Annotated in this window: 19 protein-coding genes and 1 pseudogene; 16 read left to right on the top strand and 4 right to left on the bottom strand. The window is 37.3% G+C overall.

Annotated features, from left to right (window positions below; translation table 11 throughout):
• Position 1: 1 nt before the first annotated feature.
• Positions 2–1495, bottom strand: coding sequence for an ATP-binding protein (locus tag AAEU28_RS11025; protein WP_421964155.1), 1494 nt, complete (start codon positions 1493–1495; stop codon positions 2–4).
• Positions 1496–1768: 273 nt separating this feature from the next.
• On the opposite strand from AAEU28_RS11025, the gene AAEU28_RS11020 reads away from it, so the two are divergent.
• Positions 1769–2629, top strand: coding sequence for a hypothetical protein (locus AAEU28_RS11020; RefSeq protein WP_421964154.1), 861 nt, complete (start codon positions 1769–1771; stop codon positions 2627–2629).
• A gap of 72 nt (positions 2630–2701) precedes the next feature.
• On the opposite strand, the gene AAEU28_RS11015 is transcribed toward AAEU28_RS11020, so the two are convergent.
• Positions 2702–4684: an ATP-binding protein gene (locus AAEU28_RS11015; protein ID WP_421964153.1), complete on the bottom strand. Its 1983-nt coding sequence runs from the start codon at positions 4682–4684 to the stop codon at positions 2702–2704.
• A gap of 112 nt (positions 4685–4796) precedes the next feature.
• Positions 4797–5690 (bottom strand): LysR substrate-binding domain-containing protein, encoded by an 894-nt coding sequence (locus AAEU28_RS11010; protein ID WP_421964152.1) that lies wholly within the window; start codon positions 5688–5690, stop codon positions 4797–4799.
• A gap of 157 nt (positions 5691–5847) precedes the next feature.
• Here AAEU28_RS11010 and AAEU28_RS11005 point away from each other — a divergent pair, with 157 nt between their 5' ends.
• The 8 genes and pseudogenes from AAEU28_RS11005 (at position 5848) to AAEU28_RS10970 (ending at position 16897) form a co-directional block, all read left to right on the top strand.
• Positions 5848–6330: a DoxX family protein gene (locus AAEU28_RS11005; protein WP_421964151.1), complete on the top strand. Its 483-nt coding sequence runs from the start codon at positions 5848–5850 to the stop codon at positions 6328–6330.
• A gap of 112 nt (positions 6331–6442) precedes the next feature.
• A complete protein-coding gene (locus tag AAEU28_RS11000; protein WP_421964150.1) occupies positions 6443–7390 on the top strand; it encodes a glutathione S-transferase family protein in 948 nt (315 codons plus the stop codon).
• A gap of 313 nt (positions 7391–7703) precedes the next feature.
• A pseudogene (locus AAEU28_RS10995) lies at positions 7704–9590 on the top strand (M6 family metalloprotease domain-containing protein).
• Between the two features lie 217 nt (positions 9591–9807).
• Complete coding sequence (locus AAEU28_RS10990) at positions 9808–11016, top strand: NYN domain-containing protein (protein ID WP_421964149.1); 1209 nt, start codon at positions 9808–9810, stop codon at positions 11014–11016.
• 230 nt (positions 11017–11246) lie between these two features.
• A complete protein-coding gene (locus AAEU28_RS10985; RefSeq protein WP_421964148.1) occupies positions 11247–11798 on the top strand; it encodes a hypothetical protein in 552 nt (183 codons plus the stop codon).
• A complete protein-coding gene (locus AAEU28_RS10980) occupies positions 11795–13033 on the top strand; it encodes a hypothetical protein (RefSeq protein WP_421964147.1) in 1239 nt (412 codons plus the stop codon). The genes AAEU28_RS10985 and AAEU28_RS10980 overlap by 4 nt, the downstream gene beginning before the upstream one ends.
• Positions 13034–13337: 304 nt before the next feature.
• Entirely contained in the window at positions 13338–13952 is a 615-nt protein-coding gene (locus AAEU28_RS10975) for a class I SAM-dependent methyltransferase (protein WP_421964146.1), read from the top strand.
• Between the two features lie 14 nt (positions 13953–13966).
• On the top strand, positions 13967–16897 hold the full coding sequence (locus AAEU28_RS10970; RefSeq protein WP_421964145.1) for a DEAD/DEAH box helicase family protein: 2931 nt from the start codon (positions 13967–13969) through the stop codon (positions 16895–16897).
• Between the two features lie 38 nt (positions 16898–16935).
• Here the strand turns inward: AAEU28_RS10970 and AAEU28_RS10965 are convergent, their stop codons facing one another.
• On the bottom strand, positions 16936–17343 hold the full coding sequence (locus AAEU28_RS10965) for a hypothetical protein (RefSeq protein ID WP_421964144.1): 408 nt from the start codon (positions 17341–17343) through the stop codon (positions 16936–16938).
• Positions 17344–17484: 141 nt separating this feature from the next.
• On the opposite strand from AAEU28_RS10965, the gene AAEU28_RS10960 reads away from it, so the two are divergent.
• The 7 genes from AAEU28_RS10960 to AAEU28_RS10930 all read left to right on the top strand — a co-directional run bounded on the left by AAEU28_RS10960 (position 17485) and on the right by AAEU28_RS10930 (position 24647).
• Complete coding sequence (locus AAEU28_RS10960) at positions 17485–17856, top strand: helix-turn-helix domain-containing protein (RefSeq protein WP_421964143.1); 372 nt, start codon at positions 17485–17487, stop codon at positions 17854–17856.
• Between the two features lie 45 nt (positions 17857–17901).
• Positions 17902–18285 (top strand): hypothetical protein, encoded by a 384-nt coding sequence (locus tag AAEU28_RS10955; RefSeq protein ID WP_421964142.1) that lies wholly within the window; start codon positions 17902–17904, stop codon positions 18283–18285.
• Between the two features lie 138 nt (positions 18286–18423).
• Entirely contained in the window at positions 18424–19638 is a 1215-nt protein-coding gene (locus tag AAEU28_RS10950; RefSeq protein ID WP_421964141.1) for a hypothetical protein, read from the top strand.
• Positions 19639–19971: 333 nt separating this feature from the next.
• Positions 19972–20268, top strand: coding sequence for a hypothetical protein (locus tag AAEU28_RS10945; RefSeq protein WP_349287656.1), 297 nt, complete (start codon positions 19972–19974; stop codon positions 20266–20268).
• Positions 20265–21848 carry a PepSY-associated TM helix domain-containing protein gene (locus AAEU28_RS10940; RefSeq protein ID WP_421964140.1) on the top strand — a complete coding sequence of 528 codons (1584 nt, stop codon included), beginning with the start codon at positions 20265–20267 and terminating at the stop codon, positions 21846–21848. The genes AAEU28_RS10945 and AAEU28_RS10940 overlap by 4 nt, the downstream gene beginning before the upstream one ends.
• Positions 21845–22237, top strand: coding sequence for a DUF3325 family protein (locus AAEU28_RS10935; protein WP_421964139.1), 393 nt, complete (start codon positions 21845–21847; stop codon positions 22235–22237). The genes AAEU28_RS10940 and AAEU28_RS10935 overlap by 4 nt, the downstream gene beginning before the upstream one ends.
• A 259-nt stretch (positions 22238–22496) precedes the next feature.
• Positions 22497–24647 carry a winged helix-turn-helix domain-containing protein gene (locus tag AAEU28_RS10930; RefSeq protein WP_421964138.1) on the top strand — a complete coding sequence of 717 codons (2151 nt, stop codon included), beginning with the start codon at positions 22497–22499 and terminating at the stop codon, positions 24645–24647.
• Positions 24648–24806 lie beyond the last annotated feature (159 nt).

The following is a 24806-nucleotide window of genomic DNA, read 5'->3' as shown; positions in this document are numbered from 1 at the left end:
ATCAATCACCTTCTTTAAAGCTTTGTATATCGATAGGCACTTTAATCGTAAATTTAGTACCTTTACCCAGCTCACTTTGGACTGTAACTTTTCCTGACATTTTCTGTGTAATAATGTTAAAGATAATATTCATACCTAAACCAGACCCACCATTTGCGCGGTTTGTAGTATAGAAGGGGTCGAAAATTTTCTTCTGACTTTCTTCTGTCATACCTTTACCATCATCTGTGAATGTAAAGATAAGGTCCTCATCTTCAGTATAGAACTTAAGTACAACTTGACCAGTTGAATCAGGGTCATAAGCATGTATTAAAGTATTTTGAATTAAGTTGGTGAAAACCTGCGCCCAGGAACCTGGGTAATTATTGATGATTAATACTTCTGAGTCACAGTCAATCTCAAAGTTAACTTTACTTTGCTTGAGCTTGTTATTGAGGCTGGTCATAGTGTCTTTAAGGTATTGAATGATGTCAAATTGCCTCACTTCTTCAGCGGACTGGTCAACGGCAACCAATTTAAAGCTTTTCACTAAATTTGCAGCCCTTTGCAGGCTATTATGAATTGTACAAGACAGCGCTTTGCTTTCTTGTATGAACCTGACAAAGTCATCTTCTTCTAGCTCGCCAGCTTCGAAAAGTTTTGCGACTTCATCTACAGTTGATTGAAAGTGTGAAATTCCAGTTAAAGATAATCCCACAGGTGTATTTATCTCATGCGCCACACCTGCGACTAAGCTTCCGAGTGATGCCATTTTTTCAGATTCAATAAGTTGTGATTGAGCATGTTTGAGTTCTTGTAATGAGTTAGCAAGTGCTTGTTCTGATTTTTGTCTAGTTTCTATCTCGCAAAGTAGTCTATCTTGCTGTTCATTAAGCTGAGAAACGGTTTGTTGAAGCTCTTCTGTGCGTTCATCAACAATGGATTCTAAATTTTTGTTTATTTTGTCTAATTTATCGAATGCTTCAGCTGTTTTGTTAATCATAGTATTAAGCGCACTTTGTAAAACCCCTAACTCATCATTGGGGTTTTTAGCAACGCTAATCAGTGATTTCTGTAATTCATTTGGATTAATTAGACTTGCGCTTGAAGCCAATTGGCTCAGAGGTTTTGTCAGTAATTTTCTAAAAATGAGGAAAATTAATAAAAAGATTGCTGCAGTTTTCAACGCGGCATTGAAAATAAGAAGGTAAATACTTGGTTTAATACTATTTATTATGAAGTCTTCATTTGCGAATAACTTTACATCACCAATTTGTGAAGTATTGTTGAAATCACTATAAAGCGCAAAAGAATGAAAAGTAAGCGCTTCATTATTGTGATTTAATAAAGTACCTGCTTGAACAACTTTCTCATTGTTATCGGATTTGACTTCAATGCCTGCGATTTGTGGAAGGCTGATAATACTATTTGCTGTAATTTCAACTTGCTCAAAATCTAGATTCCATAAGTCAGAAGCTAATATTTTCCTAAATGTTTTTTCAGAAGCAATAAGCACTTCTTCTACCTGTCTCTTAGCATTTACATACTCCACACTGATATGAAGAATTGTAATGAAAAGAGTTATCAGCAAATATATTGATAAAACATAACTTAATAACTTAATTGATATTGAGTTTTTTATTTTATGGAGGTCCATAAATCTCTAATCAAATTGCGTACATAACTCAAAATTAGTCTACCTTTCAAAGAATAGGCAAGTTTTAAACTAAACTTGTTTCATGCTTATATTTGATGCGACTCGTCCACGATTTTAGATAAGGCTTTTTATATGAAAGTTTGTTTTTTGTTCGTTATTTTGTTTTTCTTTATATCAAACGCAGATGCAGAAACAATAAAAGTAAGGGCGAGCCAATCTAAGTTTGATAGTACTCATGATTACTATATTGGACTGATTAAACTCGCCTACAAGAAAATCAATAAGCCAATCACAGTTGAGTATGCGCCATATATGGTGCAAGAAAGGGCACTATCAGAAATGCAAGCTGGTAGGCTTATTGATTTATATTGGGCAGGGTCTAATGTTGAAAGAGAAAGTAAGCTTGGTTTTGTGCCAATTCCTCTTGTGAAAGGATTACTTGGATATCGCGTTTTTACAATTAATAAGAAATATCAAAGTGAGTTTTTAGAAGTTAATTCACTAAAAGATCTGAATGGAATCCCTTTGTGTCAAGGTCAACATTGGCCTGATACTGATATTCTTCTTGCTTCAGGCCTTAATGTTGTTCCAAACATGGTGTATGAAAATATGTTTAGACAAGTATACTCCGGCCGCTGTAAAGCATTTCCTAGAGGCATTAACGAGGGTTATTCAGAAGTAGAAAGTCGACAAAAAGTCATGCCTGAACTAATGGTTTTTGATGATTTAATATTGCATTATCCTTTCCCAATGTATTTCTTCACTCATAAGGAAAACAAAAAGCTGATTAATAATTTGACTGATGGCTTAATGCTAGCCATCGAGGATGGTAGCTTTAATGATTATATGGCGATGCACCCAGCTACGCGTCACTTGTTTCCTTTATCTAAATGGAGTAGTAAAACAATAATTACGATTGAAAACCCTTTTTTATCTAATAACGCTGAATTTAAAAACCCTAAGCTTTGGGTTGATTTAAAGAGAAAAAATTAGTCTCATACCAACCCTAAACTTCAAAATAGCTCAATTGATCAAGAGCGTTGGTATAAGATAAAAGGTATTACTTTAAATAAAGTCATCTAAATCTATATCGATTTCTTCACAGTCATCACGATGTTTGGGGAGTGTAATATCTAGCCTTGTAAACTTATTCAGATCACTTGAGATTTTAATAGTCCCATTCAAAGATTGAGAAACAATGATATAAACTATATGCATGCCAAGGCCCACCTTCCCATTTATTCTCCCAGTCGTGTAGAACGGCTCAAAAATTTTTGAGATTTCTTCTTCAGAGATCCCTTTACCATTGTCTTGAATGCTCAAATTGACTTGTTCATTGCTATCATTGACAGTGATGCTTATTTGTTTATTAGCAGTGTCTTTAAGGCCATGTTCGATTGCATTTTCTATAATATTACTTATCACTTGCGTCAGTAAATTCACATCAGTATCAATCTCGCACTCAGTTCCATTGATAGAAAACTCAATATCTTTGTGTGATTCTTCAATAGGCAGATACGCAAACTCAATCAGTGATAAGAGTTCAACTCCCTTTTGAGGGCTGACATTCAATGAGCTATTTACTTGCTTGAAGGTTTCTATGAGATTAACTACTTTGTTTAAATTTTTATCAATCAATACTTCAGTATTCTGCGATGATTGAATAAACTCTTTTAGGTCATCTTCATCAAGTTCTTCATTTGTAAAGAGATTGTTTAAATTTTCAATGGCACTTTTATTAAGGCTGTAACTAGAAATGATGATACCTAATGGCGTGTTTATCTCATGGGCAACCCCTGTAATCATTCTACTAAGTGACCCAACTTTTTCAGCTTCTACTAATTTACTTTGATTGACAGAGATGATTTCGGCCATTTCATTAAAGGTATTAGCTAAATCACCAAATTCATCTTTAGACATGTCATTAATACGCGTATTTAAATCACCTTGTGCTAATGCCATTGCTTTTTGAGAATAATTACTCAAAGTTGCTTTAAGTTGAAGGTAAATACCATAAACAAAATAGACTATAACTAGGTAGAGCATAAGTGTGACAATGACTAAAGCAGCAAATTTAAATTTTTGCTCCGAGCTACGGTTGTCTAATTGAACTCCCACATACTTTAAAATAAGCGTGTCAAATTCGCGCATTTTTTTTATTTCATTTGAATAAAACTCTAAATATTCTTTCCAATTAGGCAGTAATTCAGGCTCATCCAAAATCTGCTCATAAGTATAATTAAGGAGTTTTTTGGCACTATTTAGCAGCTCTGCCATACCACCTTTTATGTCACTATTTTCGTTCAGATAAAGTGCGATATGGCTAGATGAATAATTGTTTAAGGAAATATTATCTTCAGTTTGAGCTGCTAATTTTTCAAGTGTGTGATAGGTGTAACTGTCCACAGTTGGCATACTCAGAGCGTAAGTTCCTGCGGCACGGAGAAAGCCGATATTTTTATAAATTTTAGGCGCTTCGTTAACAAAGTTATTGATGAGATAGAAATTGATTGGACTGTCGTCATGAATAAGGGCACTTTCAAAAGTAATGACTTTAGCTAAAAGTTGAAGTTCAAGTACCACTTTATCAAAGTGTAGAAACTGAGATTCAATACCACCTCGCATTACCGCTTGGCTTTCATTTAAAAGTTGCCACTCAAATTTAATATTTTCAATCTGAGTTTGTATATTTATACTTGCTGGTTGTTGATGAAAAAGGTTATTCGATAACTGTTCGATTTGTGTGCTGATAAAGTGCTTTTCATCTGAAATGAATTTTATTAGTTCGCTATCTAAATTAACTTCTTGTAAAACAGCATGGTCTCGGAAGTCTTGTATTCTATAAATAGTGGATATGAGCATTTCGAGAGATTGAATGCCCTGTATTTCTTTTTGGGTTTTCTGTATTGAACTATTGGTGTCAATTAAAAGTACAACCAAGAGAAACAGTAAAGGGATAGAGAGCATGGCAATAATAGCCATAAACTTTTGAGCAAATGACATTTGCTTACTGACATTAATTGCAATATCAAAGAAGCGTTTGTTCAAAATTAAGTCATGTAAATTTATTCACTATAGCTAAAGCATAGGCTAGTTCTTCATAGTTACAATGCTGCTTTTGTAATGATTTAAGCCATACAGCGTTCTGAATAAAAGGCAATTAGCTAAACTCGGTTTCAATACACTCCACCAAGGCTCTTAACCCTTTTCCTTTATTCACTACTTTCCAGGCAATGTTTAATGGTTGTGGTGTTGAAGGCTCGACCAAGGTTAATGCTTTTAATGTACCAGATTGAATCTGAGCACTTATCTGATCAACTGGTAAAAAACCAACACCGACACCGGCCTCTATGGCGAAGATTTTCTGCTGTAAATTGCTTACATATAAATGCTTTGAACCTTCAATGATGTTTGACGACTTCGCAATGGCATTTCGACTTGAGTCATGAACAACTACAGTACGATATTTCAAAATATCAGATGCTTCTATGTCTCTGTTCAGTTTTAGAAGCGGGTGTTCTGGCGCTGCAACAAAGACGCTACGGTATTCGGTCAGGGTTTTTGCGCGTATGCCTTGCTGCGCAGGGATAGGATCTGATGCACCGATCACCAAATCAACCTCGTCTTCTATTAATGCTTCCCATGTACCATTTAATACTTCTTCTTTAAAGTCGAGTTCGATGTTTTCGTGTACAGCTAAAAATGCATGGCAGGCTTTAAAAACTTTGCGCTCGTCCACAATGGTATCAATGGCGATACGTATTTTGGGCTCCCAACCGTGGGCGATTGTTTGCGTCTGCTCAGTCAATTTGCCAACAGCGAGTAAAACTTTGCGGCCTTCTTCAAGAAGATGCAAACCTGCTGGAGTTAGCACTGAGCGTCGACCTTGGCGCACAAATAAGGTCACACCCAGTTGTTCTTCGAGTTTCTGCACAATATACGAAATAGCTGATGGAACTTTATTAAGCTGCTCAGCGGCACTGGCAAAACTACCACGTTGGTCAATGGCATCGAGTACCAGTAAAGCTTCTAATGTTAAAGGAGAGTGCTGCATATCTCTTAAAAACATGTCCAAAGTAATTGTTCAAATATTTTGAACTAACTTGTCAAATTCTGCCAGTTATTTGTTTTCTCATGCTTACCTATAATGAACTCACTTCTTCAGAGAAACACTGAAAAACACAATTAACTAAATTTAAGAGAGCAGCAAAATGAACACATCAACTTTACTAAACGTACTAAAAACTGACGAGCAACTATCAGCCTTACCACTTCGCGTAGTCGCAGGTATTTTATTTATTGCCCATGGCGCACAAAAGTTATTTGCTTGGTTCGGTGGCTATGGCCTTGAAGGCACTGGCCAATGGATGGAGTCAATCGGCTTAGCGCCGGGCTATTTAATGGCACTTATGGCGGGAAGCGCAGAGTTCTTCGGCGGAATTTTTTTATTAGTCGGCTTACTTATTAGACCAACCGCCGTCGCACTTGCTTTTACTATGCTGGTGGCCATTTTTGCAGTGCATTTCCAAAACGGTTTATTTATGTCGAACAATGGGTATGAATTTGCGTTGTCACTGTTTGCTATCAGCGTTGCTTTGGTATTTCAAGGTGGTGGTAAGTTTTCGCTAGACCGTGTTTTAACGTCTAAGTTGAGTAGCCAAAGTAACGCGCAGCTTCAAACTGCCAGTAACTAAAATCGAAATATAAGTTCGAAAGTTATTAAATTGTAGAAATTAAAGTAAAGAAGTCACAGCTCATACGTGACTTCTTTCAAGCAAAATATTTAAAGCATTAAGAGGATTTATTATGGGTTTATTGCAAAACGGCAAATGGGTTGATAAGTGGTACGACACCAAAGAAAGCAAAGGCGCATTTAAACGCCAAGATAGCAAATTTAGAAACAGGATTAGCACAGACAGTGATAACCCTTATCAACCTGAAGTTGGCCGCTATCACCTTTATGTTTCTTTAGCGTGTCCTTGGGCACATCGAACACTGATTTTTAGAGCACTGAAAGGGCTTGAATCTTTCATTGATGTCACAGTTGTGCAAGCTCAAATGCTAGAAAATGGCTGGGAGTTTGATGATGAAAAAGACCCGCTTTATGGCTTTAAATATGCTTATGAGCTGTATTTAAAATCAGATCCAAGTTATGAAGGTCGCGTGACGGTGCCAATTCTGTGGGATAAAAAGACCCAAACCATAGTCAATAATGAATCGGCGGAGATCATTCGTATTTTTAATACCGCGTTTAATGAACTCACTGGCAACACAGATGACTATAGCCCAGAAGCTTTGCTACCTGAAATTGACCAGATGAACACTCGCATTTATGACACCATTAACAACGGTGTTTATAAAGCGGGTTTTGCAACGACACAAGAAGCGTATAACGCAGCGTATGATGCTTTATTTGAAAGTCTAGATTGGCTGGAAGATCATTTAAGCAAAAATCGTTATTTAGTTGGCGAGCAAATTACCGAAGCCGATTGGCGTTTATTCACGACGCTTATCCGCTTTGATGCTGTGTACTTTGGTCATTTTAAATGTAATCGTACTCAGCTGAAAGACTTCGACAATATCAGCAATTATGTTCGAGAGCTGTATCAGGTGCCGGGAGTAAGCGATACGGTTGATATCGAATATACTAAAGAGCATTACTACGCGAGTCACAAGACCATTAACCCAACTGGGGTGATCCCAAATGGTCCAGAGCTAGATTTTAACGCGCCACACAATCGCGAAACTCTTTGAAACACTCACAGGCGCCACCGACTTGAGTTAACTCGGTAGCACCGACTTTACGTCGGGTAAAAGTTTCAAAAAAGACGCGAAATGAATTCACTGCTACCGGGTGTTTAGCACGGTAGCACCGACTTTACGTCGGGTAATAGTTTCAAAAAAGACGCGAAATGAATTCGTTGCTACCGAGTATTTAGCGCGGTAGCACCGACTTTACGTCGGGTAAAATTCTCAATTCCTTTCACAAAAAATTTGCCAAATGTAAATTTTAGGTTAATAGTTTATTTGTCCGATTTGGGGGACAAATAAACTGAAAGGAATAATCATGAACTTAAAACACACCGCAATAGCAACCTTGCTATGCAGCAGCACGGCATTTGCAGCTATTCCATACAAGAATGAGCAATACCAGTTCACTCAACCTAATGGTGAAGTGATCACCCTAACACTCAATGGTAATAGCTATTACGCAGAGCAAAGAACGGCTGATGGTCGCCTTGTTATTTTTGACAATGCACTTAAAGGCATGGCGTATGCCAAATTAAATGACGATGGGAGCGAGTTAATCTCAACTGGCGTTTTAGTCAATGCTAAAAATCAGTTGGGCATTCAAAGTGCTCAGCTTCGAACTCAACAAGCAGGGCTAAGTACCGAAGCCAAACAACGCTTAGTTGAAGCACAGCAGCAGCGTATGTTGGGCGAGCACGATATACATACTCACTCAGTACAGTCACGCTTGCAATCCACACAGGTCGATGCACAAATATCAGGGCAGGTGAAAGGCCTTACTATCATTATCGACTTTCCTGATGAGCGAGGCACGATCAGTAAGGCGCAAATTGAGCGCTTTTTAAATAACGACACTTATACTGAATTTGGCAATGCACAGTCGGTAAGAGGCTATTTCAAATCAGTCTCGGGTGGCAAGCTTGATTACACCAACACAGTCACTCAGTACTACACGGCGAAAAAGAACAAAGCTTACTATGCCGACTCAAGTTTGAGCTCTACGGTTCGCTCACAAGAGTTGATCAAAGAAGCGTTAGATTGGCTTGAGTATCAACAAGGTTTCGACTTCTCAACTCTCACTACCAACAGCAACAAACAGATTCGCGGTTTAAATATCTTTTATGCAGGTAACTCCGACAGTAGTTGGTCGAAAGGCTTATGGCCACATATGGCGCGTCTCAGTCCAAGATTTTGTGCCGACGGTGTGTGTACCGACCGCTACCAAATCACCGACATGCGCAGTAGCTTATCAATCGGCACCTTTGTGCATGAGTCTGGTCACTTAATTACCAATTGGCCCGACTTATACGATTACGACGGCAGCTCAGAAGGCTCGGTCGCCAGTTTTGGTGTAATGGGATATGGCGCAATCGGGCAAACAAATCGCTTTAAGCCCACCCCGCCAGTCGCGCATTTTAGGGCAATTGCAGGGTGGGACACCGTTACTGAATTAAACCCAGCAATCAATGCAAACGCACCAAAAGGCACGCTCAGTCATACTTCAGGTTCTAATGCGTCATATAAATGGACAAACCCAAGTAATCGCAATGAAGCGTTTTATATAGAGGCCATTCATCAAAGTGGCCAAAATTCAGAGCAGCCAGATCAAGGCCTAGCAATTTGGCACGTTGACAGCTCGGGCAGTAACTCAAATGAATGGAAACCCTATATTCAAATGGAACACGCAGATGGCAATCGCGATCCTGAGTACAAACGCAATCGTGGCGATGGCTAAGATTTATTTGATTATGCAGGAGAGTTTTCAAACACCTTGCCTAATGCGCAAGCTTCACGCGGCACCAATGCATTATGGTGGAATGGTAGCGATTCGGGATTAAGTATTTCGAATATCAGCAGCCCAGCACAAACAATTAGCTTTACTGTTAACGACCAAATTATCGACCCACCTAAAGGCACCATTTACACAGGCAACTTAGCTGATAAACAACAAGCCATAGAGCCAAATGGCAGTTGGTTTCAGTATGGTGGTGGTTCAATAAGCTTAAAGCTAACTGGCCCAAGCGATGCTGATTTTGACTTGAAAATAGAGCGTTGGCAGGGCGGAAGCTGGCAGCAAGTGGCTATTTCTGAAACGCCAACATCAACAGAGTCAATTAGCTACCAAGCAAGCTCAGGCTATTATCGATATATTGTTTATTCATACTCTGGCGCAGGCGATTATCGTTTAGAAGAGATTAGATAACCATAACCAGTAATGGTGCTACTAAGCTCGGTAGCACCGACTTTATGTCGGGTAAAACCTAAACAATAAAATCAAAATAACCTTTTAGCAAACCCTCCCTGTAAACACTCAAAAACAAAACTCACTAGTCTGATGAGTAATTCATTTGTACCCGCTTCCTTGCGAAAGCCATTTTTATAAACAACATTTATATTAATGAGCTGTAGAGGAGAATTTTATGCTAAGCGCTGCATTTATAGATTTTGACAACCTTTACGGTTGCTATATTAATGAATTTTCACGTAATTTCTCTTCAGAATTACTCATCGAAGTTTTTAAAAAGCTTGAGTTTAGCGCGCCTATTTCGATAAAGCGGGTTTATATTAACTGCGCTATGTTTAGCAAATATGCTAAAGAGCTCAAAAAAGCAGGCTTTGAAATAATAGATTGTCCTCCGCTCACATACCACGGAAAAACCGCAGCTGATCAAAAACTTGTCATTGATGCTATGAAAGTGCTTTTATCCGATGCTCCATTGAGTGAACTTTATGTTTTAAGCGCTGATGCTGATTTTACCCCGTTGGTAAATGAAGCAAGTGACAAAGGTGTAAAAAGCACAATTGGCTACTTTGGAAGAAAAGTGAGTGAATGCTATCTGTTATCTGCTAGTCGAAGTCTAAAGCTAGACAAATTACTGAATGATTCTGCGCCAAAAGTAGATGTCATTCATAGTCAGCATCTCGGAGATGCGCTGGCATACATTACTCAGTTAATCGAGCAAGGTAAGCCTGTTCACATTAACGAGTTTATGCACACTCCTTTATTCAAAGGGATCTCAAATAACCTTCCTCGGTATGGTTTCAAAAAGTTTGGTGATTTTATAAAAGCACTCCCGCTCGACGACATTAAGTATCACAGTGGCTACTTATATGATCCAAGCGAATATAGTTTAAAGGGTAGCTATCCAAACGTTGTGATTAGCAAGACGACCCCAGCAATGCAGACAGTGCAAAGCAACCTTCAATGTGGCACCAAAAAAATAAAACCAAAATTAACGACGCCTGTAAAAAAGTCGGTGAGTTTAATCAGAACCTTATTCAAAAAGCTTAAATCAATTACAGGTTTACCTACAACCAATTTGCCATTGATGAACCGCTTGTTTACCTCACTTGAGAAGGGCTTAAAGAAGCAATGTTTTAAAACCCGACGACTTGTGCAGTTCGTAGCACAAAGACTTGATAGCGAGCTGACATTTAATCAAATCGAAAGTGTGATCATACGGATCAGAACGTCAGGGCATCAGCTCTCATACAATGACGATGCGCACAGCTTAGCAATTGCATTTAGCCAATTTGTATTTAAGAAATGCCAACTAAGAGCTGTGAGTTTAACTTCAAAAGAAAGAAGTTTAATTCAGCGCTGGATCAACCATTTGTCGACGCGTTAATTAAGGGAGCTTCTATAATGTTTAAGCGATCCAGAAAGCCGCATGATTATTTAACGCGCTCGCAAAATCGCTGGCAGTCAAACCAAGTTTATAAACCGCGCACGAATAAAAGGCGCCTTTTTAACCTTTTAAAGAGGCTCCTTAAATACAGAGTAGTATTTTTTCTATTCACAATAGTCATTACTTTTGCAACTTACACCGTGTTTCACAAAATTGACCAGTCGCCGTTTTTGAAAGATTTACTCGGCGAGCAGATCGTTGAAAAGATAAAACAGCAGCAAAAATATCTGAGTAAATTACAAAAAAGTTTTGATTTACACAGTTATTTTGGTGAAACCGTCTTTTCTTTAGTGAATGAGGATAAGCCCGCCGAAGAGATTGTTACTGACAACTTAAAGGGGAGCATTTCAGATACATTAGAAGAAATTGATGCGGTGATCGGAATTACTGTTCAACTAACCAAAGTAAGTGAATTACTTCTTTTAGAGCAAGCCAATGGCGAACACAAAGACTCAATCGCGATGTTCAAAGAAGGTGCTGGTAAATTACGAGAAGTGTTACCCAAGATAAAGCCAATCGCCAATCATTATATTGATAGTGGTCAGGAAAAATTCAACAGTTTAGAACTGCAAACACATCTTCAGCAGCTGAAAAATTCAACAGTACCTGTTACCAAAGCGTATATCGCTGCAGTCGACGAGCAGTTGCAGGCGTATCTACTAGAACTAGAAAATTTACGAACGAAGTTAAGCATTGCATTGAAAGCAAAGGAGTCGAAATGAGTAAAACAACATTGAAGCTTGAATCAATCATATTAACTTCAGTTATTACGTCTTGTATCACGATATTTGTAATGGGCAACCTAGTCACTTTTATTAACGTTGAGCAAAATGTGTCGAAGCAAAACAAACTTCGACCTTTTCTTTTAAATTTGCAACATCATTTTAGCCATCATGGACTGACAAATTTAGGTGCAAAATTACGTCATTATATTGATGAAAAAGAAGAACTTGTAACTGATGTTCAAAGTACTAAGCATACAGCGCCAACAGAATTGTATAGCGATTACAGTGTTACTTTTAAACATAAAAACTTCAATAGCAGTAATGATGAATTAAAAGCAGACATCACGAGCAAAGAAGGTAATGACGCTATTAATAAATTAGACGATAACAGTCGAGCTGATACAGAGTTTTCAGTTAAAGACAGTGTTTATGTAAAAGGTTATGTAGATGGCTGTGATATTACAAACAGAGTGCGGATAGCAGAAAACGATGGCGAGATATTGAAACCCACGTATTACTTTAATGGTGACATACTAACTCCTCAAAAAGCCTTTATTGTAAAAGGGAATGTCGAGAACATTCTGCGAATTTATAACAATATGCGTCTCTATGGTGTAAAACTAAAATACACTACGTTTATGAGTATTTATTTTTATGCTGAAAAAAGTAGATATTTAAACGTTGTTAATAACATAAGCTCTGGCAACACAACTAATAGTGTCGGTGTTTACTTCCATAGTCTAAAAGAAGCTTATGTATTAGCAAGAGTCGATGATAACGAAACGTTAAAAACTACGACTCATGAAGTGGTACACGGTATGGTTGCCCAAAATATGGGGGTTTTACCAGTCGCATTAAATGAAGGTTTGGCGACTTATTTAAGCGCAATACGCAGGAATGATAATCAACCAACCGAAGTTAATGCGATTAATTGGTATGAATTTTCATCCAAGAATTATCAGCCTCTCAAGTTTTATGAAGTTTTTAGCAAAGATAGAAAGCAATGGAGGGCACATGGCGTTCGCCACAACTATGCAAGCAGTTGGGTGTGGGTTGCTTATTTATTTGAAAACCCAAAGACAAGAACCATATTAGCAAACGCGCTTAATCAAAAAATAGCGAACCCTTGTATGCAGCTAGACATAGACGCATTGGCATTAGATTTTCTGCATGTAAGCCCATTTATTGAATACGATTTTGAGCAATGGTTTAAGGCTAGAACAAAAAGATAAGCTAGCTATCAACGACTTTACGTTGGGTAAAGTTTAACTCGGTAGCACCGACTTTATGTCGGGTAAAAAATAACTCGACAACATCCACTATATTTCGGGTTATCTGCTTATATTAAAAGCAATTTAAAATAATCAGACCAAACATGAATAACTTATTGATTCTTATCACTACTCATCTACAAAAAATTAAGCTAAATTAGCAAACAACTAAGTTACAAAGAAACTTGGCGAGCAGCAGCTATATTAAAACTGCACAGGCGTGAAACCCAACGTCACCACTCTCACACTGGTAAAGAATAAACACATGACACAACAAACGCTCGACTACTACGCTCAGAACGCCAGCGCATTCGCCAACAGCACGCTCCATATAGATATGGGCGAGTTTTACAACGCATTCTTACCGCATATACCTTCAGCCGAAGGTTGCCCGAATGGCTTAAAACCGCATATTCTAGACGCAGGCTGTGGCTCGGGCCGAGACGCTCTGCATTTTAAAAAGCTCGGTTACAAGGTCACTGCATTTGATGCGGTTGCCGAACTGGCAGAAATCGCCAGCTTTCACCTAGAGCAGCCCGTTTACGTCAAAACATTTCGCCAAATTAACGACCAAAACCAATATGACGGTATTTGGTGCTGTGCAAGCTTACTTCACGTTGCACACAGCGAATTACCCGATCGTTTCACCAAACTTGCCAATGCCTTAAAACCAAACGGTGTGTTGTACGTTAGCTTTAAGTACGGTGAAGGTGAGCGAGACATAAATGGCCGTCACTTCACAGACTTAACCGAAGAAAGCTTAAAAGCATTGATAGACGCAGAGCCACAGTTAACCCTTGAAAAAACATGGCAAAGTGAAGATCAAAGACCAGAACGCAAAGGCGAGATTTGGCTGAATGCACTAATAATTAAAAAATAAAAATCATAAGTAGTATGGAAAAATTTAAGGATAATAATTTTCTTCAATTAAATGGAGAAAAACTGACTATTGGCGGCGAAAATCCGTTATTGCCTCATCTTATTCACGCAATTAATCATGCAACAGAAATTGAAATAACAGTTTCATTTATTCAGCCTAGTGGTTTAGCGTTGTTATTTGATCCACTGGCCGAAGCGCTCAAAAGTGGCGCATCAATTCGTTTATTAACTTCAGATTATCTAGATATAACTCATCCGACAGCATTGCGTGAATTAATGGCTTTGGTCGATAGAGGAGCACAAGTCAAAATTTTTGACTCCAAGCAATATGTTAGCTTTCACATGAAGTCATATATCTTTGTAAAAACGACTAAAAATAAAATAACGCAAGGCTGTGCATTTATTGGTTCAAGCAATATTAGTAAAAGTGCGCTTACTGTAGGTTTGGAATGGAATTATCGGCATGATTTTAGAGCTCCAGACACAAGTGAAGACGCAATGCAGTTTTTTAAAATCAAACAGGCGTTTAAAACACTATTCACCGATGAGGCCGCTAAACAACTTACTCATGAATGGATTAATGCTTATTGTAAAAGACGAAAAGTTCATAAGCTAGTAACTGTTCCGCAGAATGATATTGAACAATTACAAGAAATTGCGCCAAGAGAAGATCAACTATTGGCATTAAATGCGCTAAGAAACACCAGAGCTGAGGGTTATAAACGAGGCCTTGTTGTACTCGCAACAGGAATGGGGAAAACTTGGCTAAGCGCTTTTGATGTGAAACAGTTTGCAGCCAAGAAAATATTATTTGTTGCACATAGAGAAGAAATATTACTCCAAGCTCAGCGCACTTACGCTCAAATATTGCCTCATTCAACAGGGTTTTATAATGGCTCAATAAAATCAAAAGATGCGGATTGTGTTTTTGCGTCAGTTCAAACTATTGGCAGGGCAGAGAACATAACTCAGTTTGATGTAGATTCTTTTGATTACATTATTGTTGATGAATTTCATCATGCCAGTGCTCCAAGTTATCGATTAATTCTAAATTATTTCCAGCCTAGATTTTTGCTTGGACTCACAGCAACTCCAGAAAGAACTGACCAATCTGATATTTTAGGTTTATGTGATAATAATTTGGTATTTGAAAGAACATTGACCCAAGGGATAGAGTCAAATGCGCTAGTGCCATTTCATTACTACGGCATTTGGGATGAAAATGTTGATTATGAGGCAATCCCTTGGAGAAATGGTCGCTTTGATCCTACTGAATTAGAGAATAAGTTTGCTACAGAAAAACGCGCAAAACATGCAATCAAGCAGTGGAAACAATACAAGCAAAGAAGAACACTCGCATTTTGTATTTCTACAAAGCATGCGGACTACATGGCAGACTATTTTAATAAAGCGGGAATAAAGGCATTAGCAGTTCATAGTCAATCAGAAGTGCGTCGAAATGAGGCTTTAAAACAGTTAGATGAACAAAAAATAGAGATACTATTCACGGTAGATCTATTTAATGAGGGCACTGACTTGCCAAGTATTGATACGGTGATGATGTTAAGACCGAGTGAATCTAAAATTCTCTTTTTACAACAACTAGGACGAGGTTTAAGGTTATTTGAAGATAAAACCCATTTGGTGGTGCTTGATTTCATCGGAAACCATCATAGTTTCTTAAATAAACCGTTTGCATTACTGAACTCAGATTCAATTAAGTCTTTAATAAGTAAAGTGAATAATCTAACTTTAGCCGAGGGGTGTTTCGTAAACTATGACATTCAACTTCTTGATTTTTGGAAAAAGTTAAGTAGGTTACAAAAAGCAAGTGTCATGGATGATGTAAAGGAATTAGCAGAATTATTAGGGCATTTACCTACTGCGAGTGAATATTTTTATCACTTTGGCGATATTAAAAAGGTAAATAAAAAATACAATGGATGGTTTGACCTAATCAGCAAAATATCTGAGATTGACGAAGAAAAGCAAAATAGTGCAATCTCAATTAGTGGATTTCATAGTTTTCTTAACAAGGGCATACAAAGTACAAGTATGACTAAGAGCTTTAAAGCTATTTTGCTTGAAGCTTTTATAAAATTAGATGGCTTTCGAACACCGCCTAAGTTATTAAACTTAGCACGAGAAAGTGCTTTGATCTTGAAGCGTTACCCGCATATCCAACAGCACGATCTTAAAAAAGAATTAATCGATTCTGAACCGACTTCGTCAAAATGGCTGAAATATTGGAAAGATAACCCAATCAAAGCCTACACGACAAAGAATAAGGATGGTACTCAATGGTTCATTGTTGATGGAGATACACTTAAATTTAATGATGTTGTTGAGCCAAATTTGATACCAGCTTTAGAACATGCAGTTCTGGAACTTACGGAATTAGCTTTAGCTAAATATTCACAACGTATTAAGGCTCAAAGCGATAATTTGACTGTTCCAACTGAACCTATTGATACGGTGGATTCTGCTAACAACAACTTAATAAGTATTGAGCAGAATAAACCGCAACTACTTTACTTCCCTAATTTAAAAATTGCCTGCGGACACTTCAAGACTGGTGATGAAAGTGATGCTGAGTACATGGATATACCCGATGGGATCGGTAAAGTAGATTCTAATAAGCATTTTTTTGCTAGAGCCAGCGGTAATTCGATGAATGGTGGCAAGAACCCCATTGTTGATGGTGATTTATTGTTGCTGGAATTTATTACGCCTGAAAGTGCTGGGTCTTTACAAAACCAAACAGTAGCGATTGAAAGACTGGATGACGCAGGCGACAGCCAATATTTGTTGCGAGATATTAAAAAAGCAATGGATGAAAATGGAGACTCGTACTATCAGCTTATTGCGAAAAATCCTGACTACAGCATTTTGGTCGCAGATGAAAGTATGAAAACCTTTGCAAGGCTTAAACAGCGAATTCAATAAATCAGTTATGGGCTAGGTTTTAGCCTAGCCCATAATTTTTAATAATTTAAACCTTCGCACAGGTACTTTCTAGTTGTTTCAACCTCATGGCCACTATTAGTTTGGAAGTTTACTGAGGTTATAGTCCCTGTGTTGTAGTGACCTAAGAAAACTTTTGTTTGATCATACGTATTTTCATGAGTACCTAAGTCTTTCAATCTATATATATTCCCATAGTTGTCGTCATTTATTTCTACTTTAAGATCCAAGTGGTGAACATAGCCAGGCTTATTGTTTGAAGTCCAACCTTGATGTCTTACGGTAAGAAAGTTTTTTGAACCTTCTTGACTGACAGAGCATGATTTAATTTCAACTTTAGCAGCAGGTAAGTATGAACTCGTAGCATGAGCAGTGAATCCAATTGTTGAAAGTAATAATAGTGAAGCTAATTTAAGCTGTAATTTCATTTTTCATTCCTTTAAAAGTTTCTAAATCATCTGCCCGATTGCAGATGTTTCAATATGTTAACCTTGAGTTTCTAAAAGTAAATTTGTACTATCCATAGCGCTCTATCTAACTCTACTTTACTGAATATAAAGGATATTATTTTGAAAAGTGCAATTGAGATACGGATAAAGGAATACATTGAGGCTCAAGGACTGACCAATCGGAGATTTGCTAAAGACGTGGGAATGGGGGAGTCAACCCTGTATAAAAAATGGCGTGAACCACAGAGTTTTACTGAATTTGAGCTACGACGTATAGCCAATGTACTCGGCATTAGTTACGAACAAGTCAATGCATTGTGTGTCGAAGTAAAAAATAGAGACTCTATTCACGCAGAGCAGCAAATAGAGAGTGTAAAAGGCTTTCATGGCCGCTCTGGCATTTTGTTGGTAATTGTCGTTTTGGGGGTTGTGCTGTTAAGCGTTGTACTGCACTTATTATCTGAAATCAGACTAGCTAGTGGTGAGCCGTAATATCTACCTGAATATAGGGCGCGTTATATTGGCGCAGGGGTTGATTTGGCTCCAAGTGATTTAGGTGAAGAAACGGCATTTCATTCTTCTTTATACGATTATGAGTTTTTAGACATTACTGTTGAAACGCTCGGTGAAGATATAAGTTTAACCGGCAAAATGCGTTGGACGCTCAAGCGAGATAAGCAGCTTACAAGGTTGAGTGAGTTTTCAGCCCAAGGTAAACATTTGGGCGATACTGCGGCCTTGGTTTACACGGTTAAAGATCCGGTTGATTCTGACGTATGGATTGGTACGGCGATGATGCATATGCCTCGCTCTGGTGATTCAAAAGGGTATTGGATGACCATTCACAACGATAAAGACCCTGCGGGAACCGGGCCATTTGCAATAGGAACGATCGATCTGATACGCCGAGAAATAAATTAGTTTTACTGAATGATATGCCTGTATTTTGGCTAACTTATTAGCATTAATTTAGCCATTTACAACTCTGATGTGTTTTTAGTTGTTGAAAATATTCAGCCGTGTAATGCTTGATTTAAGAAGTATTTATGAGGTTGGTAGATGGCTGATTCTAATGTTAAGGCTGGGTTTTCGAAAGCATATATATTTATAGCTGTTCTACTTATCAGTAGCATTGGCATTGTTATATTCGTAACAACTTATAAACCAAAGAAAGTTAAAATTGACGTTGAAACTCAAGAGTTAGTGCTTTCTCCAGAAAGGCCAGAACCTGTTGAGTATGAAGAGCCTAAACCCGTTGTAATTAAAGAAGCACCAACGCTTAAGAGATATGATGCTGAAGCCAAAAAGCCGAAATTAGATCCTCACGCGCCTCATCCTTGGTTAAGAGTGACCCCTTCAAGTGATGATATTAAAGCATGTATGGCAATTGAACGTAAAAAGCTGCCATATACAGAAGTGTATAATCCTGAATCTGAACAAATTGAAAAATACTATGATTTTGAATTACCTGTACGTATTCTCGTAGTTGAAGATGGAATTTTTAAAAATTTAAATGCACATTTTGAACAAGATATTGCTGAACAAATAGAATCAGTAGTCAATAAGACTATTCAACGTATGTTCATAGACTATATCAGGGTACTTGGAGGTCATAGTTTATATGTTGCTGAGATCAAACTTTGGATTGCTGCAACTGATTCAGACTATGCAGATATTCTGACTAAAATAGGTGCAGAAGATCATATTGAAACTAGTGCAGGCTTGTATTCACCAACAAAGCATCTAGCCATTTCACGGACTCGTCTTGATTATCGAGGTCAAATTGATCTAACGTCATTCCTGGGAACTATAGCGCATGAAACTGCACATGCATTTAACTTTATTCAATTTGGTTATATGAATAGGTGGTCAACTGAGGGTATTGCTGAATATTATGAGTATCAGTTTAAAACGAGATATCCTGGCTATTTTATGAGTCAAAAAGAGTGGGATGATGCAACTGGTTTAGTTTATTATCCATTAGAATTTGACAAATTACTTACTGAAAACGAAAGTTGGAAAGATGAAAATAGAGGGTTACTCTATGCTTCAGCTCATGCTTATATCGATTACTTTCAGAAAGATAGGCCTGATTTATTAAAACAAATCTTAGATTTTGAACAGCGACAGCTATGCCGACCTGCCCGACGAGAGAAAGTTGCTGAGATTGTCGATCCGCATAATATGCTATTTTCTGATATTCAAACAAGGCATGAACGTTTGATGAGGGATTACGAAATTATGATAGAACAAAGAAAACTTAATAATCAGTAGTAAATTAAGTTTTCTTTGCATTGGGCTAATAAAAAAGCCTTACCAAACTAGGTTTGGTAAGGCTATAACTAAGTAGCTTATCTGCTCTAAGAGCACAGTTGTTGTAATACAACATCAACTTAGTGGGTGAACGACAGTGTTCCCCGCTTTTATTCATCCATTCACAAAAGCCACACTAGTGTGACTAATAATGTCTTACTAAGCAATTACACAACCTTACAGCTGTTACATTTGTAAAAGTTGCGCTTATTCAAGATTATTGCAAATAAATTATTGATATAAAAACTGAGAATTATTATCATTTTGCTTCTTGTGTTTTTTCCTTGGATTGTCATGCGCTTAGTTTTTGATACCCATAAAATAGAAGTAATGAATAGAACGTTACTTGCTGTGATTGGTGGCTCTGCTTTTTCGATTTTGTTGTGTTTATGCGTGTCGTTTTTACTCCCAATTGAGAAAATGCATGCAGTTGCGTGGTCGACCATGCTGGTTTTTATTGTTTTTCCAGCTGTGGTTATGTGGTCTTTCGGGGTGAATAATCTTAAAAAAGCCGCGAGTTTTCTATCTATCTTAATTCTCTTTTTAGGCGCTATTTGTTGGTTGCTTTTAAATTTCGGTGAAGTTTTATGAAAAGCGCATTTAGACAATCAATGGCCTGGTTGCATACTTGGGTTGGACTGTTATTAAGTTGGGTGCTGTTTTTTATCTTTTTAACTGGCACAGTTGGCTATTTTGATGACGAACTCGACGACTGGATGACGCCCCAAACACCTACATTTTTTGCAACTGCTGATGATTCGTTGCCAGTACTTGAACAGTTTTTAGCTGCTAAGGGCGCAGATTTAAAAAACTATTCAGTCAGCTTTCCTGTTGATAGAACGCAGCCGTTTTTGACGATTTCATACCGTGATGCAGATAATAAGCGCCAACGCATAAAGTTAAACCCTTATACTGGTGAGGAGTTAAACCCACGTGCGACGGCTGGTGGGCAAACACTGTATAGAATGCATTATCGACTTAGATATATTCCCACAAAAATTGCTTATTATATTGTCGGTGTTGCAACTATGTTTATGTTTTTGGCTTTGATCACAGGTGTGGTGATCCACAAGAAAATCTTTAAAGAATTCTTCACTTTCAGACGTGGTAAAAAGCCAACAGCATGGTTAGATGGGCATAATTTGATGAGTGTTATGTCTTTACCTTTTCATTTCATGATCACTTTTACCGGCTTTTTACTGCTTCTTTATACTTTAATGCCACTCATAATGAACGCGCATTATGGCGAGGGTAAAGAAGGCAGAGATGCGTTTTTTAAAGAGTATTTCAATCGTACAAGTGTTAAAGCGTCAGGTATTAGTGAGCCCTCGTTAGAGTTAAAAACGTTATTAGAACGTGCTGATGCAGAGATGGCTGGTAAGCCTATAGCCTGGCTTTCTGTGTCGAATGTAGGCGATAAAAATGCCATTTTCGAAGCTGGAAGTATTCACAAAAATTTAAGTGACAGCAGAGATAAATGGGTATTTGATGCAAATACTGGTGAACTCATCAAAGCGAAAGTAGGTCATGAGTCTTCAAAGTCGTTTTATTACGTACTTCGTTCTTTGCATGAAGGCTTGTTTGCGTCAACGTCTCTAAGGTGGTTGTACTTTTTAACAGGGTTATTGGGTACAGGCATGATTGCATCTGGCATGGTACTTTGGACCGTGAAAAGAAGAGCTAAAGCGATAAAAAGTGGCGGTGGAAGTTTTGGTTATCGCTTTACGGAAGGACTAAATTTAGCTTGTTTGCTAGGCTTGCCAGCTGGTATCGCTATGTATTTGATAGCAAATAGGGTACTGCCAACCGAGTTATCTGAACGTGCGTTGTGGGAAGTGAACTCGCTATTTATTACTTTCACAGCGTTTATTTTAGTTGCCGTTGCAAAGGCTATTGCCAAAAAAGCTGATAGCGCTTGGGTAAGCTTAACTTTCTTGACGGGCTTTTTGTACTCCTTAGTGCCAATAGTGAATGCTATTACTACGGAACACAATTTACTGTTTAGTCTACTTAATCAAAATTGGGTATTTGTTGGGGTAGATGCAGTTTGTATTGCCGTTGCAATGGCATGTTTTGTCTTAGGTAACTATCTAAATAAAATATTCAATGTAAAAGTTAACCAACAAGAACACTCAGCAGGCCGTGATTTTAAAAGAGGTCATGCATCATGATTATACTTTTATCGATGTTAATTATGTTTCATGCGTTGCTTTGTTTATTGCTTGCAATGCCGAAGTACAATAAAAAAATCTCAAATTTTCCTAAAAGAAACAATAAACTTGAATCTCGTTTTAGACATGTTGGTTACGCATTGCTGGCTATGTGTATTGCACTATTAATTTTTGATAATGGAGTCGGTGTTGGTATTGCATGGGTGTGCGCCTTACTCACATTTTTAGGTAGTCTCGTGAGTGTGATGTTTGCATTTAACCCGACAAATACTGTGGCTAGTTTAATTTGGTTACCAAAAATGATTTTTGGTGTGATTTCATCTAGCTCGGCTTATTTCTACTTAGTAGGTTATGCGCTGTTAGTAGCAAGTTTTACTCTGTTCTTATAAAGCTTATCCTAAGATTTAACTAACGTTATTGATAGTTTTTGGTGAGAGCGCTATGAAATTATTAATAATGCACTCAATTTAACATAATTTGTTTTTTGGGGGTGTTCTAGTGTTTATGTTTTCCTGAGTGATTGTTGAGTAAGCTACATAATTCATTTACATAGATTTGCTTTTGAGTGTATCAAAGTATGAATAACTGATTGATATGCAATATTTTAAATTTATAATAATGCTGCTTAGTTAAAAAGGTGGTGTGATTTTGTTAGATGCTAATATTACTCAGGTTAAATTTGCAGACTGGTTGCTTTTAACAAGAAGTTGTAGCTTAGTCAGCGATGGTACAACACAAGAGCTAACGCCACTTAACTATAAAATTCTCTGTTATTTCATTTTGAATCCTAATCGTATCGTTTCACGAGATGAGTTCATCAGTAGTGTCTGGGAGAACCACTATGTGGATGATAACGCAATTAATAAAGCTATATCAGACTTAAGAAGGATCCTAAAATCTTCTGATAGTGCACAAATTTTAATTAAAACGCATTACAAAAAAGGGTATAGCTTTGTTGGAGATGTGGAGTTTGTCAGAGAAACAAAAGTCGATGATGAAGATAAACGTTTAAATCAGGTATTAGAAGAAAATGCGCAACAAGATCATCATATTGAACCCATTTTAACTTCATACGAACAAGAAAAGAGTGCAAGCGCGCAAATAAAGTTTTTTCAAATTTTTTCCACTCAGTTTTTTCTATCAATTCTAGTAATTTTTATATGTGTTTCAGCAGGCAGTTATTGGTATCTAAAAGAACCTGAGCCTATTCAGTTCGAATCAAAAAAACTCTCCATTTCGGATGATAGTATTTATTTTTCTCTTAGCCCTTCACCTTCAAATGAAAAATTAGCGGTAACAAAAGAAAATGTGAAAACGGGGATTGATGAAATATTTCTCATTGATTTAGATACGCATAAAAACACCAAAATCATTTCTGAGCAACACGACAGCTATCCAATTGGTTGGGCTTCAAATAGTAATAGTATCTACTATCAAATTATCAATAACGCTATGAAAGTTTGTGAAATTTGGCGAGCTGATTTTAAAGTAAGTAATGAAGTTTCTTTTAAAGAAAAGGTTTTAGACTGTGACTCACAATATATCTTGAGCATGGTAACGGATGAGCAGCACAATAGAATAATTTATACAAAATTTAGTTATCGAAATGTACCTAGTTTGTCAGCTCTCGTTGCCAGAGACTTAGAAACTGGCGAAGAGTTTCAAGTTACCTCACCAAATATTGATTCTTATGGAGATAGATTTGTGTCACTTTCTCCCAACAAAGAAAAAATTGCATTCGTAAGAAGGCAAACAGGGATTAGTCAAATACACATTGCCAACCCAGATGGAAGCATGCAAAGAAAAGTACATGAGTCTAATGAAAGTATAAATAGGGTTGAGTGGGATGAAGGCTCACAATTACTCTTATGGTACGAGACAAAATCACGACAATTGTTTTCTTATGATGTGAATTTAGCTTCTTTGAGCAAAACAGCAGTTTCATCGAGAAACTACAGCAATATTGTTGTGAGCAGTGATTCGTTTATTGCAACTACTAAGTCTTCAGACGCTGATATTTATACTTATAACACGATTGCTAACACATTTGAGCAGATAACCGATACGAGAAATAATGAATTTTCACCTATGTCTAGTGATAACGGGTTCTATTTTTTCAGTGAAAATGAAGGTTTAAAACTAAACTCTTATTCCAGTGGAGAATTAACGGTATTAGCAGACGCTTTGGATATGGATAGTCTCGTAGGAGGGGATTTTAATAAGAGTAATGGGTTAATGGCTTTGCATCAAAGCGATCAAGTTGTTCTATTTAGACCTGAAGATAAGAAAGAGGTAGATAGGTTTAAACTAGACAATCAAGTTGTGCACTTAGCATGGTTAAATATGACAAAACTTTTACTCATATTGGAAGGCAACCAAAGTGAACAACATATTTGGACATTAGATTTAGAGACCGAAAAGCTTCAAAAAATTATTCATCATGATGCTCGTCGGGTTTTTAAATCATCTTCTAATAAAATCATTTATCAAGATTTTTACAATAACCTTCACATATTTGATCCTACCGAGGGAACTTCACAAATTCTACTTTCTTTGAAAGGTTATCCGTATATAAACTGGCGTTATTTGGATAATCATATCTACTATTCAACGGGAAAAAACCTTATGAAATACTCTTTAGAGACACAACAGGAGACAGTTGTGTTCAGTGAGTTTTCAGAAAAGGATAGTTTTATTTTTGATTTTTCGATTGTGAAAAAGTCAGATTTTGAAAATATTATCCTTCAAATTCATAGGTTAATGAGTAATGAGGTTGTTTTACTTGAGCGTGCGAAATAGTTACTGAAATGTGAGTTTGCTCTATCAGGTATTTGTAACTAATCCCTCATGACAATTTTCATAATCCCTCGCTATTATGTACACAGCTTCTAAAGCTAGCTCGTGTTTGAATGCAGTTATATTTAAACATTTTAAATAAACTTAATTCTTCATTTTTAT

This window comes from Pseudoalteromonas sp. SS15 (genome assembly GCF_049257195.1).
In the GTDB taxonomy this organism is placed as follows: Bacteria; Pseudomonadota; Gammaproteobacteria; order Enterobacterales; family Alteromonadaceae; genus Pseudoalteromonas.
This window is presented reverse-complemented; position numbering and strand designations above follow the sequence as displayed.

What these genes read in the sequence shown, in the direction of transcription:
- AAEU28_RS10970 (WP_421964145.1), top strand. Translation starts at nt 13,967, where the DNA reads ATGGAAAAATTTAAGGATAATAATTTTCTTCAATTAAATGGAGAAAAA.
- AAEU28_RS10975 (WP_421964146.1), top strand. Translation starts at nt 13,338, where the DNA reads ATGACACAACAAACGCTCGACTACTACGCTCAGAACGCCAGCGCATTC.
- AAEU28_RS10940 (WP_421964140.1), top strand. Translation starts at nt 20,265, where the DNA reads ATGAAAAGCGCATTTAGACAATCAATGGCCTGGTTGCATACTTGGGTT.
- AAEU28_RS10950 (WP_421964141.1), top strand. Translation starts at nt 18,424, where the DNA reads ATGGCTGATTCTAATGTTAAGGCTGGGTTTTCGAAAGCATATATATTT.
- AAEU28_RS11005 (WP_421964151.1), top strand. Translation starts at nt 5,848, where the DNA reads ATGAACACATCAACTTTACTAAACGTACTAAAAACTGACGAGCAACTA.
- AAEU28_RS11000 (WP_421964150.1), top strand. Translation starts at nt 6,443, where the DNA reads ATGGGTTTATTGCAAAACGGCAAATGGGTTGATAAGTGGTACGACACC.
- AAEU28_RS11010 (WP_421964152.1), bottom strand. Translation starts at nt 5,690, where the DNA reads ATGCAGCACTCTCCTTTAACATTAGAAGCTTTACTGGTACTCGATGCC.
- AAEU28_RS10935 (WP_421964139.1), top strand. Translation starts at nt 21,845, where the DNA reads ATGATTATACTTTTATCGATGTTAATTATGTTTCATGCGTTGCTTTGT.
- AAEU28_RS10990 (WP_421964149.1), top strand. Translation starts at nt 9,808, where the DNA reads ATGCTAAGCGCTGCATTTATAGATTTTGACAACCTTTACGGTTGCTAT.
- AAEU28_RS10945 (WP_349287656.1), top strand. Translation starts at nt 19,972, where the DNA reads ATGCGCTTAGTTTTTGATACCCATAAAATAGAAGTAATGAATAGAACG.
- AAEU28_RS11020 (WP_421964154.1), top strand. Translation starts at nt 1,769, where the DNA reads ATGAAAGTTTGTTTTTTGTTCGTTATTTTGTTTTTCTTTATATCAAAC.
- AAEU28_RS10965 (WP_421964144.1), bottom strand. Translation starts at nt 17,343, where the DNA reads ATGAAATTACAGCTTAAATTAGCTTCACTATTATTACTTTCAACAATT.
- AAEU28_RS10980 (WP_421964147.1), top strand. Translation starts at nt 11,795, where the DNA reads ATGAGTAAAACAACATTGAAGCTTGAATCAATCATATTAACTTCAGTT.